Origin of the sequence: Rhizobium indigoferae, from assembly GCF_034554815.1 — a bacterium.
Lineage (GTDB): Bacteria > Pseudomonadota > Alphaproteobacteria > Rhizobiales > Rhizobiaceae > Rhizobium > Rhizobium leguminosarum.
In genome coordinates this window covers 3248871-3265084 of sequence record NZ_CP140635.1, presented here as the reverse complement: position 1 = coordinate 3265084, position 16214 = coordinate 3248871, and the positions used below count along the sequence as shown (strand labels likewise).

The 16214-nt window shown below is 61.3% G+C and carries 12 protein-coding genes; 6 read left to right on the top strand and 6 right to left on the bottom strand.

The features are described 5' to 3' along the window. The first annotated feature begins 17 nt into the window (after positions 1-17). The 5 genes from mmsA to araD all read left to right on the top strand — a co-directional run bounded on the left by mmsA (position 18) and on the right by araD (position 7169). Positions 18-1556 carry a multiple monosaccharide ABC transporter ATP-binding protein gene (gene mmsA, locus U5G49_RS16380; protein WP_018243173.1) on the top strand — a complete coding sequence of 513 codons (1539 nt, stop codon included), beginning with the start codon at positions 18-20 and terminating at the stop codon, positions 1554-1556. Next, the gene (gene mmsB, locus U5G49_RS16375) at positions 1553-2764 is read left to right on the top strand and encodes a multiple monosaccharide ABC transporter permease (protein WP_018243172.1); all 1212 of its coding nucleotides are present in this window, start codon (positions 1553-1555) and stop codon (positions 2762-2764) included. The genes mmsA and mmsB overlap by 4 nt, the downstream gene beginning before the upstream one ends. Positions 2765-2870: 106 nt before the next feature. Then, the gene (gene araD1, locus U5G49_RS16370) at positions 2871-3866 is read left to right on the top strand and encodes an AraD1 family protein (protein ID WP_193443355.1); all 996 of its coding nucleotides are present in this window, start codon (positions 2871-2873) and stop codon (positions 3864-3866) included. A gap of 68 nt (positions 3867-3934) precedes the next feature. Continuing rightward, on the top strand, positions 3935-5368 hold the full coding sequence (locus tag U5G49_RS16365; protein ID WP_112904510.1) for an aldehyde dehydrogenase family protein: 1434 nt from the start codon (positions 3935-3937) through the stop codon (positions 5366-5368). Positions 5369-5429: 61 nt separating this feature from the next. Beyond that, positions 5430-7169: an L-arabinonate dehydratase gene (araD, locus tag U5G49_RS16360; protein ID WP_193443358.1), complete on the top strand. Its 1740-nt coding sequence runs from the start codon at positions 5430-5432 to the stop codon at positions 7167-7169. Between the two features lie 168 nt (positions 7170-7337). Here araD and U5G49_RS16355 read toward each other — a convergent pair whose 3' ends face one another. The 3 genes from U5G49_RS16355 to U5G49_RS16345 are packed head-to-tail and all read right to left on the bottom strand — an operon-like array spanning position 7338 to position 10525. Next, positions 7338-8162: a transglutaminase family protein gene (locus U5G49_RS16355; RefSeq protein ID WP_130652884.1), complete on the bottom strand. Its 825-nt coding sequence runs from the start codon at positions 8160-8162 to the stop codon at positions 7338-7340. A 12-nt stretch (positions 8163-8174) separates the two neighbouring features. Then, positions 8175-9116, bottom strand: coding sequence for an alpha-E domain-containing protein (locus U5G49_RS16350; RefSeq protein WP_018446778.1), 942 nt, complete (start codon positions 9114-9116; stop codon positions 8175-8177). Continuing rightward, on the bottom strand, positions 9116-10525 hold the full coding sequence (locus U5G49_RS16345) for a circularly permuted type 2 ATP-grasp protein (RefSeq protein WP_018446777.1): 1410 nt from the start codon (positions 10523-10525) through the stop codon (positions 9116-9118). Before U5G49_RS16345 ends, U5G49_RS16350 begins: the two co-directional genes overlap by 1 nt. A 367-nt stretch (positions 10526-10892) precedes the next feature. Between U5G49_RS16345 and U5G49_RS16340 the strand changes: the two genes are divergently transcribed. Beyond that, a complete protein-coding gene (locus U5G49_RS16340) occupies positions 10893-11792 on the top strand; it encodes a DMT family transporter (protein ID WP_112906634.1) in 900 nt (299 codons plus the stop codon). Between the two features lie 158 nt (positions 11793-11950). Here the strand turns inward: U5G49_RS16340 and U5G49_RS16335 are convergent, their stop codons facing one another. The 3 genes from U5G49_RS16335 to U5G49_RS16325 all read right to left on the bottom strand — a co-directional run bounded on the left by U5G49_RS16335 (position 11951) and on the right by U5G49_RS16325 (position 16190). Further along, complete coding sequence (locus U5G49_RS16335) at positions 11951-13684, bottom strand: DEAD/DEAH box helicase (RefSeq protein WP_193443528.1); 1734 nt, start codon at positions 13682-13684, stop codon at positions 11951-11953. A gap of 246 nt (positions 13685-13930) precedes the next feature. Further along, entirely contained in the window at positions 13931-15046 is a 1116-nt protein-coding gene (locus U5G49_RS16330; RefSeq protein ID WP_193443360.1) for a DNA alkylation repair protein, read from the bottom strand. A 115-nt stretch (positions 15047-15161) separates the two neighbouring features. Further along, complete coding sequence (locus U5G49_RS16325) at positions 15162-16190, bottom strand: LacI family DNA-binding transcriptional regulator (protein WP_018243162.1); 1029 nt, start codon at positions 16188-16190, stop codon at positions 15162-15164. Between the last annotated feature and the right edge of the window lie 24 nt (positions 16191-16214).

The window sequence follows — 16214 nt, the reverse complement described above, 5'->3', positions numbered from 1 at the left end:
GCGCTGGAACTTTGACTATGGACAATACTATCCTCGAAATGCGGAGCATCACCAAGACGTTCCCGGGCGTCAAGGCGCTGGAGAATGTGAACCTCAAGGTTCGCCAGGGTGAGATCCACGCATTGGTGGGCGAAAACGGGGCAGGCAAATCGACCCTGATGAAGGTGCTATCAGGCGTCTATCCCACTGGAAGCTATGAAGGCGACATCGTCTATGAAGGCGAGACGCGCAACTTCAAGGTCCTGAAGGACTCCGAAGAAATCGGCATCGTCATCATTCACCAGGAACTGGCGCTCGTGCCGTTGCTGTCGATCGGCGAAAACATCTTCCTTGGCAACGAGAACGCCAAGAGCGGCGTCATCAGCTGGGACGAGACATTCAACCGCACCAAGCAGCTGCTGAAGAAAGTAGGCCTGTCCGAATCTCCGAACACGCTGGTCACCGATATCGGCGTCGGCAAGCAGCAGCTCGTCGAGATCGCCAAGGCGCTGTCGAAGAGCGTCAAGCTGCTCATCCTCGACGAGCCCACAGCCTCGCTCAATGAACGCGATTCCGATGCTCTCCTCAACCTGCTGATCGAGTTCCGCAAGCAGGGCATCACTTCGATCATCATTTCCCATAAGCTGAACGAGATCCGCAAGGTCGCCGACCAGATCACGGTCCTGCGCGACGGGATGACCGTCAAGACGCTCGACTGTCATGCGGACGAGATCAGCGAAGACATCATCATCCGCAACATGGTCGGTCGCGATCTCGAGGACCGCTACCCGCCGCGTTCGGTGCCGATCGGCGAAACCATTCTCGAAGTGAAGAACTGGAACGCCTATCACCAGCAGCACCGCGACCGTCAGGTCCTGCACAATATCAACGTCACCGTCCGCAAGGGCGAAGTCGTCGGTATCGCTGGCCTGATGGGGGCAGGGCGCACCGAATTCGCCATGAGCCTCTTCGGCAAGGCCTATGGCCACAAGGTTTCGGGCGAGGCGCTGATGCACGGCAAGCCGGTCGACGTCAGCACCGTGCGCAAGGCGATCGATGCAGGTCTCGCCTACGTTACCGAAGACCGCAAGCAGCTCGGCCTCGTGCTCAACGATACGATCCTGCACAACACGACGCTCGTCAATTTGAAGGCGGTGTCGAATGCGTCCGTTATCGACAGCGTCAAGGAATCGAGAGTTGCGACCGACTATCGGTCGAAGCTGCGCATCCGTTCCTCCAGCATCTTCCAGGAGGCGGTCAATCTTTCCGGCGGCAACCAGCAGAAGGTGGTGCTGTCGAAGTGGCTGTTCTCGGATCCCGATATTTTGATCCTCGACGAGCCGACGCGCGGCATCGATGTTGGCGCAAAATACGAAATCTATACTATCATCAACCAGCTTGCCGCCGATGGAAAGGGCGTTCTGATGATCTCGTCGGAAATGCCCGAACTGCTCGGTACGTGTGACCGCATCTACGTGATGAACGAAGGACGCATCGTCGCGGAACTGCCGAAGGGAGAAGCAAGCCAGGAAACCATCATGCGCGCTATCATGCGCTCAGGGGAGAAGAAACAATGACGCCGATCAATCAACCCATCGCTGAGCAGGGGCGTGTCGTCTCCGTCGGAGACTACGTTCGCGGCAACATCCGCGAATACGGCATGTTTATCGCGCTCATCGCGATTATGGTGTTCTTCCAGTTCTCGACCGGTGGCGTTCTCTTCAGGCCGCTCAACCTGACCAACATCATTCTGCAGAACTCGTTCATCGTCATCATGGCGCTCGGCATGCTGCTGGTGATCGTCGCCGGCCATATCGACCTTTCGGTTGGCTCCGTCGTCGGCTTTATCGGCGCTATCGCCGGCGTCATGACGGTGCAATGGCACACCAACTATGTCCTGGCGGGTATCGTATGTCTCGCCATGGGTGCGCTTGTCGGCGGCATCCAGGGCTATTTCGTCGCTTATCACAAGATCCCGTCCTTCATCGTCACGCTGGCCGGCATGCTGGTCTTCCGCGGCCTGACGCTGTTCGTGATGACGGCATCGGGGACCGGCACCAGCATCGGTCCTTTCCCGCCGGCTTTCCAGCTGATCAGCATCGGCTTTCTGCCGAACGCTTTCGATATGGGCGGCATCAACTCGACCTCGATCATTCTCACCGTCGTCGGCGCCGTAACCCTCTTCTATCTGGCATGGCGCAAGCGCCTGTCGAATGAAAAGCATGGCAATGACGTCGAGCCGCTAGGCTTTTTCCTCGTCCAGAACGCCCTCGTCACCCTCGCCATTCTGGCGCTCGGCTACCAGCTGTCGATCTATCGCGGCTTCCCGAATGTGCTGATGGTCATGCTCGTTCTGGTGGCTGCCTATGCCTTCATTACCCGCCGCACGACGATCGGCCGCCGCATCTACGCCATGGGTGGCAATGAGAAGGCGACGAAGCTTTCCGGTATCAACACCGAGCGGCTGACCTTCCTGACGTTCGCAAACATGGGCCTGCTTGCCGGACTGGCCGGACTGATCGTTGCCCTGCGTCTCAATTCGGCGACGGCCAAGGGCGGCTTCGGTCTTGAACTCGACGTGATTGCGGCCTGCTTCATCGGCGGCGCATCCGCCCAGGGCGGCGTCGGCAAGGTGACCGGCGCTGTTATCGGCGCTCTGATCATGGGCATCATGAACAACGGCATGTCGATCCACGGTCTCGGCACCGACTCGCAGCAGATGGTCAAGGGTGCGGTGCTTCTCGCTGCCGTGTTCTTCGACGTTTACAATAAGAACAAGGGCTGAGCTTAGCTCGGCACCCGCATCGCAGTCATAAGAAACCTGAATTCCGGCTCCGCCTGGAGCCGGAGAGGCGTAGCTGTGCCATCGCCAAAGGAAAAGGATGAGTAACGTGCTTATTTCACAGATCAAGGGTGCAAACGGAGAGATCATCGTCGCCGTGCGCGAGGCGGGCGGCGCTGCCAGGTCGATCAAGAATGCCGTCAGCGTCTATGCGCTGGCGATGGAAGCCGCAGACGGCGGCAAGTCGCTTGCCTCGGTCATCGAAGCGCATGGCTACGGCGATGCCGTCGATCTTGAGAAGGCCTATGCAGAAGGCCGCTTCCTGCCGCCGATCACCCATCCCGATGCCGCGCACCTGCATCTGACCGGCACCGGCCTGACGCATTTGGGCTCGGCGGCAACACGCGATTCGATGCACAAGAAGACCACCGAAGCCGCGGAGGAAACCCTCACGGACTCGATGAAGATGTTCAAGATGGGCCTTGAGAACGGCAAGCCGAAGGCCGGCGAAAAGGGCGTCCAGCCCGAATGGTTCTACAAGGGCAACGGCTATGGCGCCGCTGCCCCCGGCGCGCCGCTCATCTCGCCCTCCTTCGCGCTCGACGGCGGCGAAGAGCCTGAAATGGCTGGCATTTACGTGATCGCCAAGGACGGCACGCCGTTCCGCATCGGCTTTGCAATGTCGAACGAGTTTTCGGACCACGTCACCGAGCGGATCAACTATCTCTTTCTGGCCCACTCAAAATTGCGCCCGGCCGCCTATGGTCCGGAAATCCGCGTCGGCGCGGCGCCGGAAGATATTCGCGGCACCTCGCGCATCAAGCGCGGCGACAAGGTGATTTTCGAAAAGCCGTTCCTGTCCGGCGAGGCGAACATGTCGCACACCTTCGCCAATCTGGAGTATCACCACTTCAAATACGGCCTCTTCCGTGTTCCGGGCGATGTTCATGTCCATATGTTCGGCACGGCGACCCTTTCCTTTGCCGATGGCGTCAAGACGGAAGAGGGCGATGTCTTCGAGATCGAAGTCGCCGAATTCGGCCTGTCGCTCCGTAACCCACTCAAGATAGCCGCCGAGGAAGAGATCGCCGTCAGGCAGCTCTGAATTCCAGACCTGGCCGCATCGGCGGCCGGATCTTTGCTCGTAAACGGTAAAGGAGGCTTGTTAAGCCCATGACCATTTATCAAAATCTGATCGCCGGCGAATGGGTCGGCTCGAACGCCACGAAGAACATCAATCCGTCGGATACGAATGAGGTCGTCGGCCTCTATGCCGATGGCAGCGCTGATGACACGAGAAACGCCATCGCTGCCGCCAAGGCCGCTTTCCCGGCCTGGTCGCGTTCGGGCATCTGGGAGCGCCACGTCATCCTGAAGAAGGCCGGCGACGAGATCATGGCGCGCAAGGACGAGCTCGGTGCGTTGCTTGCCCGCGAAGAAGGCAAGACGCTGCCGGAAGCCACCGGCGAGGTTATCCGCGCATCGCAGATTTTCGAATTCTTCGCCGGTGAGGCGCTGAGGCTGGCCGGCGAGGTCCTGCCGTCGGTTCGTCCGAATATCGGCATCGAGATCACCCGCGAGGCTCTCGGCGTCATCGGCATCATCACGCCGTGGAACTTCCCGATCGCCATTCCCGCCTGGAAGATCGCGCCGGCGCTCTGCTACGGCAACACCATCGTCTTCAAGCCGGCCGAACTGGTGCCCGCCTGTTCCTGGGCGATCGTCGATATCCTGCATCGCGCCGGCCTGCCGAAGGGCGTGCTGAACCTCATCATGGGCAAGGGCTCGGTCGTCGGCCAGGCAATGCTCGAAAGCCCCGACGTTCACGGCATCACCTTCACCGGTTCCACCGGCACCGGCAGGCGCGTCGCCGCTGCCTCGATCGAGCATAACCGCAAGTTCCAGCTGGAAATGGGCGGCAAGAACCCGATGGTCGTGCTCGACGATGCCGATCTCAACGTCGCCGTCGAGGCAGCCGCCAATTCCGGTTTCTTCTCCACAGGCCAGCGCTGCACCGCGTCATCGCGCCTCATCGTCACCGAGGGCATCCACGACAAGTTCGTGGCGGCGCTGACCGACAAGCTGAAGACGCTCGTCGTCGACAACGCTCTGAAGGCCGGCACGCATATCGGCCCTGTCGTCGATGAGCGGCAGCTGAAGACCGATACCGACTATATCGAGATCGGTAGAAAAGAAGGCGCGAAACTCGCCTTCGGCGGCGAAGTGATATCCCGCGAAACGCCCGGCTTCTATCTGCAGCCGACGCTGTTTACCGAAGCGACCAACCAGATGCGGATCTCGCGCGAGGAGATCTTCGGGCCTGTTGTGTCGGTGATCCGGGTCAAGGATTACGACGAGGCGCTGGCGACGGCCAACGACACGCCGTTCGGGCTCTCTGCCGGCATCGCGACGACGAGCCTGAAACATGCGACGCATTTCAAGCGCAATTCCGAGGCCGGCATGGTGATGGTCAACCTGCCGACCGCCGGCGTCGATTTCCACGTTCCCTTCGGCGGCCGCAAGGGCTCGTCCTACGGCCCGCGCGAGCAGGGCAAGTACGCCGCCGAATTCTACACAACCGTCAAGACCGCCTACACGCTGGCTTGAGAAAAATGCGATGAACCGGGCCGTACGAGGCGGTCCGGCGATATCCCGAAGGATAGAGACGATGAAAAAGAAAGCGGAATGGCCGCGCAAGCTGAGGTCGCAGGAATGGTACGGCGGTACGAGCCGCGACGTGATCTATCACCGCGGCTGGCTTAAGAACCAGGGTTATCCGCACGACCTGTTCGACGGCCGGCCGGTGATCGGCATCCTCAACACCTGGTCGGATATGACCCCGTGCAACGGTCATCTCAGAGAGCTCGCTGAAAAGGTGAAGGCGGGCGTATGGGAGGCCGGCGGCTTCCCGCTTGAGGTGCCGGTGTTCTCGGCATCCGAAAACACCTTCCGCCCGACGGCGATGATGTACCGCAATCTTGCCGCGCTCGCGGTGGAAGAGGCGATCCGCGGCCAGCCGATGGATGGCTGCGTATTGTTGGTCGGCTGCGACAAGACCACGCCGTCGCTTATCATGGGGGCGGCTTCCTGCGACCTGCCTTCGATCGTCGTCACCGGCGGGCCGATGCTGAACGGCTATTTCCGCGGCGAACGGGTCGGCTCGGGCACGCATCTGTGGAAGTTTTCCGAAATGGTGAAGGCCGGCGAGATGACGCAGGCCGAATTCCTCGAGGCGGAAGCCTCGATGAGCCGTTCGTCGGGCACCTGCAACACCATGGGCACGGCCTCCACCATGGCTTCCATGGCCGAGGCACTCGGCATGGCGCTCTCCGGCAATGCCGCGATCCCGGGCGTCGATTCCCGCCGCAAGGTCATGGCGCAGCTTACCGGCCGGCGTATCGTGCAGATGGTCAAGGACGACCTGAAGCCCTCCGAGATCATGACGAAGCAGGCCTTCGAGAATGCCATCCGCACCAACGCGGCCATCGGCGGATCGACCAACGCCGTCGTTCACCTGCTCGCCATCGCCGGCCGTGTCGGCATCGATCTTTCGCTTGACGACTGGGATCGCTGTGGCCGTGACGTCCCGACCATCGTCAACCTGATGCCGTCGGGCAAGTACCTGATGGAGGAGTTCTTCTATGCCGGCGGCCTGCCGGTGGTGCTGAAGCGCCTCGGCGAGGCGGGTCTCCTGCACAAGGATGCGCTGACGGTATCCGGCGAGACCGTCTGGGACGAGGTCAAGGACGTCGTCAACTGGAACGAAGACGTTATCCTGCCGGCCGAAAAGGCGCTGACAGCTTCGGGCGGCATCGTCGTGCTGCGCGGCAACCTCGCGCCGAAGGGCGCGGTGTTGAAGCCTTCAGCGGCTTCGCCGCATCTGCTGGTGCACCGGGGCAGGGCTGTTGTTTTCGAGGACATCGACGACTACAAGGCCAAGATCAACGACGATAACCTCGACATCGACGAAACCTGCATCATGGTCATGAAGAACTGTGGGCCGAAGGGCTATCCCGGGATGGCCGAGGTCGGCAATATGGGGCTGCCGCCGAAGGTGCTCAAGAAAGGCATCCTCGACATGGTGCGCATTTCCGACGCTCGTATGTCCGGAACCGCCTACGGTACCGTCGTGCTGCACACCTCGCCGGAAGCGGCGGTTGGCGGGCCGCTCGCGGTTGTGAAAAACGGCGACATGATCGAGCTTGATGTGCCGAACCGTCGCCTGCATCTCGACATTTCCGAGGAAGAACTGGCGCGGCGGCTCGCCGAGTGGCAGCCGAACCATGATCTGCCCACATCCGGCTATGCCTTCCTGCATCAGCAGCATGTCGAAGGGGCCGATACCGGCGCCGACCTCGACTTCCTCAAGGGATGTCGCGGAAATGCGGTTGGCAAGGACAGCCACTAGTCGGGTTATCCAAGATTGGAAAAGGCGGGGCATCACCCCGCCTCTTTCTTGTCTGCCGGTTTTCTCGCCTGATGGCGATCAAGCGTTCGAGACCGCGATGTGACGATCTTCATCGGCGCCATGTTCGAAGAGTGCGCGGATCGCCGGCCATTTGTCTTTGCGGTCGGCTCAACTCTGGCTCTGGCTTTGCATCTGTCCGCCGTCCTCGACCTTCACGGTAACCGACAGCGTTTCGCCCGGCGTGCCGATGCGCATGCCTGAAATCGGCGCGGCGTCGCGATAGCAGAGGCCGGAGGCGACTCTGATGTAGCGCGCGTCCGGGCAAATCTCGTTCGCGGGATCGAACCCGACCCAGCCGAGGCCGGGAATATGGGCCTCGGCCCATGCATGGGTCGCAGCCTGTTCGATCTTTTCCTCCATCATCAGATAACCGGAGATGTAACGCGCCGGTACCTGCAAGGCGCGGGCGGCGGCAATGAAAATATGCGCATGGTCCTGGCAGACGCCGCTCTTCTTCTCCAACGCCTGTTCGGCGGTCGTCTCGGTGTTGCTGGTGCCCGGCTTGTAGTCGACCGTTTCGTGGATTGCGGCCATTAGCGCGTGCATGCGGGCGAGCTCGTTATCGCCACCGACGCCCTTGATCAGTTCCTTGACCAACTTGCCGCCCTTGGTCAGCGGCGTGTCGCGCAGGAAGAGCCAAAGCGGGCAGAAGCCGGCATGCGGGCCGGTGACGCCGTTATTGTCCTCCGTCTCGACCTCGCCTTCGGCGAGGATGCGCGTCACATCCTGCTCGCCTTCCAGCGAGACCAGATTGACGTGATTGCCGTACTGGTCGTCATATTCCACTTCGGGCGTGGCGCCCTCGACGTTCAGTGCCCAGCCGAGCACTTTCTGAGCGGGGCTCGTCGGCGGCGTTAGCCGCAGCCTCTGTAGCGAGAACTGCGTCGGTCCGTCGTAGCGGTATTCGGTGAGGTGGCTGATCTTCAGTCTCATGTTGTTATCCGCTTATACATAGAACCGGTAGCCGTCGGAAATTTCCGCGCCGAGCTTATTGTTGCGCGAGACGAAATCCTCCAGGAATTCGTGCAGGCCCTGATCCATGATATCCCGGATCGCTCTCGTCTGCAGTGTCTTGCGGATCGCATCCGCGGTATCGTGGGCAGGGAGCCGCTCCTCGTAATCCTGGGCGAGATAGCCGAGATTGCTGACGATCTTCTCGTAGCAATAGGCAAGCGAGCGCGGCATCTGGACATTGAGGGTCAGGAAGTCGGCGATGTTCATCGCCCGGTATTCGCCGTCATAGGCCCAGCTATAGGCGCGGTGGGCGGAGACCGAGCGCAGGATCGATTCCCACTGCACATTGTCGAGAGAGGAGCCGACGGCCGAGACCGAGGGTAGCAGCACGTAGTATTTCACGTCGAGGATGCGGCTGGTATTGTCGGCCCGCTCGATGAAGGTGCCGATGCGGGCAAAATTATAGAGCTCGTTGCGCAGTGTCGAGCCATGGAAGGCACCGCGGATGAGGCCCGCCCGGCGCTTGATGACATCGATCACCTCTGGCATTTCGGCCGCCTTGACGCGCTTTTCGAGCAGCGACTTCAAGTCGATCCAGCATTCGTTGGTGGCTTCCCAGGTCTCCCGCGTCAGCGCGGTGCGCACCATGCGGGCATTGTTGCGGCCGGACTCGATGCAGGACATGACGCTTGATGGATTGGCGCGATCGCGCAGCAGATAGTCGATCGCGTCGGCATTCGTCAGCTTCGTGTGGCCCTCGTCATATGCCTCGCGCACCCCAGCGCTTTGCAGCACGCCATCCCAATTGTCATCGCCTGCGCTGCTGCGGGTGAGCGACATGCGCAGCCCAGCATCGACGAGGCGGGCGATATTTTCGGCGCGCTCGATGTAACGGAACATCCAGTACAGGCCGTTTGCGGTTCTTCCGAGCATCAGTCCTCCAATACCCAGGTGTCTTTGGTGCCGCCGCCCTGGCTGGAATTGACCACCAGCGAGCCCTGCTTCAGCGCCACGCGGGTGAGACCACCCGGAATGATCTGAACCTTGTCGGATACAAGCACATAGGGGCGAAGGTCGACATGGCGCGGCGCGATGCCCTTGTTGACGAGGATCGGCACAGTGGAGAGCGACAGCGTCGGCTGAGCGATGTAATTGTTCGGCTTGGCCTTCAGCTTCTCGGCGAAATCGGCGCGCTCCTTCTTCGATGCCGTCGGGCCGACCAGCATGCCGTAGCCGCCGGAGCCGTGCACCTCCTTGACCACCAGCTCTTCCAGATGCTCCAGCACATATTTCAGGCTATCGGCTTCCGAACAGCGCCAGGTCGGCACGTTTTCGAGCAGCGCCTTGCGGCCGGTATAGAATTCGACGATCTCGGGCATATAGGAGTAGATCGCCTTATCGTCGCAAATGCCGGTGCCCGGCGCATTGGCGATGGTGATGTTTCCGGAGCGGTAGACATCCATGATGCCGGGAATGCCGAGCGCGGAATCGGCCCGGAAAGTCAGGGGATCGAGGAAGTCGTCGTCAACGCGGCGGTAGAGCACGTCAATCGCTTCGTAACCGCGTGTCGTCCTCATCTTCACCTTGCCGTCGATGACGCGCAGATCCGAGCCTTCGACCAGTTCGACGCCCATCATGTCGGCGAGGAAGGAATGCTCATAATAGGCGGAATTGTAAATGCCCGGCGTCAGCACGGCGACGCGCGGCTTGCCCTTGCAGCCAGGAGGGGCGAGCGAGGCGAGGCTCTGGCGCAACAGATAGGGGTAATCCTCGACACGCTGCACCTTGTTCTCATGAAAGAGTTCAGGGAACATCTGCATCATGGTTTCCCGGTTTTCCAGCATGTAGCTGACACCGGAGGGCGTGCGGGCATTATCCTCCAGCACGTAAAACTGGTCCTCTCCGGTGCGCACGATGTCGGTGCCGACGATGTGCGTGTAAACGCCGCCGGGCGGCCGGAAACCGATCATTTCGGGGATGAAGGTGACGTTGTTCTCGATCAGCTCACGCGGAACGCGGCCGGCGCGGATGATCTCCTGCTTATGGTAGATATCGTCCAGAAAGGCGTTAAGCGCGATCACCCGCTGCTCGATGCCTTGGGCGAGCTTGCGCCATTCGCGGGCGGAGATGATGCGGGGAATGATGTCGAAGGGGATGAGCTTTTCGGAACTGTCGGCGTGGCCGTAGACCGCGAACGTGATGCCGGTCTTCCGGAAGATGTTTTCCGCATCGCGGGACTTGGATATCAGATGCGCCCGGTCTTGGCTGTTGTACCACTCGAAGTATTTTTCATAAGGCGCGCGAGGACTTTCGTCCCCGGTAATCATTTCGTCAAATGCCAAAGGCTCGGCTCCCCTTTTTGTTCATTTGAATACAACGCAAATGGCAATGCAAGAACCATGCGCAGTTCGAGGAAAAGATTTTGCGCTGCGGGAAACGGGTGAAAATCTGGGCATTTAAGGTGATGCGGTGCGGCATGGCGGATAATCAATCGCAAGGGCTGCGCAAAATCTGAGCATGTGACCGTTTTTCGTTCGGCCAGGGCGATCGAATATGGTCATGTGCGCGAGCTTCGGCGCCCTCCGTGGCAACCGCCATCCGGTCGTTGCATCAGCGAAATTTCAAATAAGCATCAACGCTTCGCTTTTGACTGCAGCCGCCGGGTGGGGCTATCAGCACGGCGAACCCTTCTCTCCCGAGCCATGCCCCATGTCTCTCGATCGCCTTGCCCCCGCCGTTTTCGTCCTGCTCTGGTCCACGGGCTGGGTAGTGGCGAAATACGCCTCGCTGCATTCAGAGCCCTTCACCTTTCTTTCGATACGCTATGCGCTGTCGGCGGCGGCATTCCTGGCGCTCTGCCTGGTGGTGCGGGCGCAATGGCCCAGCCGGGCGGCGACGCTGCGCGCCGTCTATTCCGGCTTCTTCCTGCATGGTTTCTATCTCGCCGGTCTCTGGTGGGCGATCGCCAATGGCGTGCCGGCCGGCATATCGGGCATCATCGCGGCGCTGCAGCCGTTGCTGACGGCGATGGCAGCTCCCTTCCTCATCGGCGAGCGGCTGCAGCAGGCACAGAAGCTCGGCCTTGCCCTCGGCTTCATCGGCATTGCCATCGCCGTTTCGCCGAAGCTGCTCGATCCGGCGACCGCCGATCTCACGCATGCCGCCCTGCCGCTGGCGATCAACCTGGTCGCCATGGCGTCCGTCACCTACGGCACGCTCTATCAGAAGAAGCACCTGCAATCCGGCGACCTCAGAACCATCGCGACCTTGCAATATATCGGAGCGCTGATCCTCACCCTGCCGCTTTCGCTGATCTTCGAGCATCAGCATTTCGACGGCGCCGCACAGGCCTATGGCGCGCTTGCCTGGTCGGTCTTCGGCCTGTCGATGGGCGGCGTCGGGCTGCTGCTTCATCTGATCCGTCGGGGCCAGGTGTCACGCGCCGCCTCGCTGATCTACCTGATGCCGCCAGCGGTCGCCCTAGAAGCCTTCATCGCCTTCGGAGAACCGCTGACCCTGCCATTGATCGTCGGCACCGTAGTGGTCGTGACAGGTGTCTATCTCACCAACCGCAAGGCGTTCAGCGAGCATAGGCCTGCGGAGGTTTAGAGCGCCGTGCGTCCTTTCGGACGTACAAAGGACGCTCTAACTCTTTGAATCTACGCATCGTGCTTTCCGAAAATCGATTCCGATCTTCGGGCCGATGCGCTGGATAACAAAAAGGCCGGAGATATCCCCGGCCTTTTTGCTTTTCGATCGTTCAATTATCAGGCGCGTTCGCGGCGCTGGCCGCCGCCGTTGCGGGAGCCGGAGCCACCGCGACGGTTGCCGCCGTTGCCATCCCGGCGCGGTTCGCCGGCCTGGGCCTGCTGCGGGCCGCGGTCCTCGCCGTGCTTGCGGGCCGGACGGCCATGGGCGTGACGGCTGTTGCCGCGGTGATGACCGCTCGGTTCACCATTGGCATGGGCGCCGTGATGGGCCGGACGCTGTGGCTTTGCAGAGGAGCGGAAATCGGAGGTCGAGGCCAGATCGTTGTCGGGGCCGAGATCCGGGGTCGCTTCACCGCGGCGCTGACCGCGGAAATCCTCGTTGCGGCTGGTCGGGCGCTCCGGACGCGGACGACGCTCCTCGCCGCCGGCGCGGACTTCGCTGCCTTCACCTTCGCGGCGCGGGCGGCGTTCCTGACGGTTGCCGCGATGCTCCGAACGGTTCTGGTCGCCACGGCCTTCGCCACGACCCTGACCTTCGCGACCCTGGCCGCCATTGCGATTGCGGTTGTTGCCATTGCCGTTGGCACGGCGGGGTCCGCCGCTGATGTTGGCCGGCGGTTCGCCGCTTGCGATAGTGATGTCGATGCCCATCAGGCGCTCGATATCACGCAGCAGCTTGGCTTCGTCGGGAGCGCAGAAAGCGATGGCGATACCGTCGCGGCCGGCGCGCGCCGTGCGGCCGATGCGATGGACATAGGCGTCAGGCACCTCAGGCAGGTCGTAGTTGTAGACATGGCTGACAGCAGGGATGTCAATGCCGCGGGCGGCGACGTCGGTGGCAATCAGCGTCTTGATGCTGCCGTCGCGGAAGGCCTTCAGCGCCCGCTCGCGCTGGCCCTGGCTCTTGTTGCCGTGGATCGAGGCGACGGAATAGCCGATATTCTCGAGATGCTTCATCAGCTTCTCCGCACCGTGCTTGGTGCGCAGGAAGACCATGGCGCGGCCGTCAGGGTTTTCGGTCAGCGACTTGCGGAGCAGTTCCGTCTTGTCGTTCTTGCCGCCGACGAAATGGACGTACTGTTCGACCTTGTCGGCAGCCTTACCCGGGGGCGTGACTTCGACCTTGACGGGATCGACGAGATATTCGCCGGCGAGATCGGCGATCGCCTTCGGCATGGTGGCCGAGAAGAGCATGGTCTGGCGCTTTTTCGGCACCATCTTGGCGATCTTGCGCAGATCATGCACGAAGCCGAGGTCGAGCATCTGGTCGGCTTCGTCGAGCACGAGATAGCGGACCGTGGTCAGCGTGATCGCGCGGCGATTGACGAGGTCGAGCAGGCGGCCCGGGGTGGCGACGAGGATGTCGGTGCCCTTTTCGAGCTGAAGCTGCTGCTTGTTGATCGAGACGCCGCCGACGACGACGTTGATGCGCAGCGACGACTTGCGGATGAACTTCTTCAGGCTCTCGGCGATCTGGTTCACCAGTTCGCGGGTCGGCGCCAGGATCAGCGTGCGCGTCGTGCGGTTGTCGGGACGCCGCTCATCGGCGAGCAGCTTTTCGATCAGCGGCAGGCCGAAAGCGGCGGTCTTGCCGGTGCCGGTCTGGGCAAGGCCGATCAGGTCGCGGCCTTCGAGGAGGAGGGGAATGGCATGTTCCTGGATGGGCGTCGGCGTCTCGATGCCGAGCTGGAACAAAGTAGCGACGATCGGCTTGGAGACACCAAGCGATTCAAAATTAGTCAAGGTATAACCTTTCGGGGCGCCACAATGACTATCGCCGGAACGCACCATGCGATCCGGTTTCATTCTGGCGTCAAGAACCCCGCGTGAAGTGGGAACTTGTGAGTTGGAAAAAGCTTTCCAGCGCTTCTGGCCGCTCATGGGAGTGCGGCGCTCTATCGAAATGCGCTTTTGTCCCTTCTTCCTGCGTCTGTATTTTTCAGCAGGGGCACGCTCACGCGGCGGCCGGAAGGGTGAAAGCTGACCCGCATTTGGGCTAGTTCGCGTGGAAAGTCAAGTGCAGTGCACAAGAAAGCCTCAAGCCGGGTCAGGGGAGGGCATGACGAGGACGAAGCTTTGCGATGCGGTCTCAACGCCGTTGACGAGGATGGCGATGCGATGTTCGCCTGGATAATAGCGTCGCGTCGTGATTGGCCGCATGGCGTGGCGGCGCCCAATCGTATGGCTTTGCCCCGGAGCGAGCATTATTGCCTTGCACTTGAAGACCTTGGGTGAGAGCGAACCGTCGCTCTTCATATGGTGAATGGCGTAGTCGATCATCAGCGACTGCGCTCGCTCGCCGGCGTTTGTTACCAGGATTTCGAAATCCAGCCCTTCGCCGAACATCACCTCAGCATTCCGGAGCCGCAGTTCGCATTCGAGCGAAGCGGCCGCGGCGAAGCCGAAATTGGCGAGCGCCTGCGCGTGGCCTTTCTTCAGAAGCGTGCGCGAGGCGTGTTTCAGCAGCCAGCGACGTTCGGATGAAGCGCCGTCGATATGACTGGCGATGAAGGCGGCGACCAGGTCCGGGTGGTCCTTGGCGACGTCGTTCAGGCTGTTGGCCACGGAGCGGCGCACATAATCTTCCGGATCATCCATCAGCGCGGTCAGGATAGGCAGGATCGACGCTGGATTCTTCACGAGCTGCGGCAGACGCATCGCCCAAGGCAGGCGCGGCCGCGTTCCTTCGCTCGCCAGCCGTCGCACATGCTGATCGGGATCGTCGACCCAGCCTGAAATGATGGCCAGCGCGCGCTGCTGGTCGCGGTGGATAAAGGGGCGGATGCCGTATTCGGCTGTGAAATGTGGCGTCAGCGCCTTCAGGAGAGCAAGACCGAGATCGAAGTGATCGGGGCCGCGTGCGGCGATGAACTGATTGACCGGCAGCAGCATCCAGCCGGAGAGCCCCGGCCTGCCGGCGGCGGGCAGGCTCGCCTTGAGCATGGCTGCGGCCTCTCGGAAATCACCGGGAAGTGTTGCAAACAGTGCGTCGCGGATCAGGGCCGAGCGCTCCATCAGCTCCAACGCGGTGAGGCCCTCGGTCGCCAGCGTCACGAAGCGGCTTTTATCGAAAGTCGGCGCGTTGCCGGCAATGCGATCGGCCATATCGCCGACCAATGCCTCATGCAGCAGGTTCTTGAGCGGTTCTGGCATGCTGGTCCTTCCTCTCTATGCGGCCGCCGCATGCCGCCCGCATGAGGGTCTGCGAAACATCTGGCCATTTGCTATCGGATCGTGTGGAGATAGCGGGATGCGTGTGACGCGAGCTTTAGCGTATCGGTGCCGTCGATTTCCTTGGAATGAGGGTTGGAGCCGAGATCCGAATACGCTCGTCGGCAGCGCTGTTGTCACCGGCGAGAAGATCAAGGGCGTTTGATGCAATTTGCTCAAACGGCACCCGCAACGTCGTGAGCGGTGTGGGGAGGTGGCTTACAATCGGAATATCGTTATAGCCTACGATCGAGATGTCCTGCGGCACGGAAAGGCCAAGTTTCGTCAGTCCCGACAAGGCGCCGATGGCGGTGTTGTCGTTGACGGCGAAAATAGCGGTTGGGCGCGGACTAAGATGCATCAGTGTCTCGACGGCTACCGCACCGGACTCGATGCCGAAAGTCGAGGGAATGATGTAGGAGGGATCCGCATTCAATCCAGCTTCTTCCAGGGCGTGCCGGAAACCCTCCACTCGGCCCCGCGAACTGGAGGCATAGGATGGACCGGCAATGACGCCAATTCTGCGATGGCCGAGATCGAGGAGGTGGCGTGCCGCGAGGTAACCACCGAGCCGGTCATCGCCGACCGACGAGAGGCTGTGGCCATCCGTCCGGAGTGCCAGGACATAAGGAATACCGCGTTTTGCCAGCTCGTCCGGAAAGTCATCGTCTTCCCGCGCTGTCGAAAGAATCAGTCCATCGACACCGCGCTTCAGCAGAGACTCGGCCGCGAGCCGGTCTGCCTTTGGCTTGTCGTCGGTCGTTGCGACAATGGCGAAGCGGCCACTACGGCTGCAAGCCTTGGCCAGGGCTTCGTAAAGCATGGCCATGACCGTATCCGTCAACCTGGGCACGATCACCCCGATTGTCATTGTGTTGCCGCGCCTAAGGCTCGCTGCGGAAACATCCCGGACGTATCCCAGTTCTTCGGCAACCTTGCGCACGCGCCGCGCGGTCTCGCTGTCGGAGCGGGGTAGCCTCTCGTCCAGTATGCGGGACACGGTAGACTTGGAGACACCGGCTGCGGCAGCGACGCCGTGAATAGTGACGCGAGTCTGCCCCGGAACTTCATCCGTCTTTGAATTCATTGAGCCTTTTCCAATCGAGTCAGC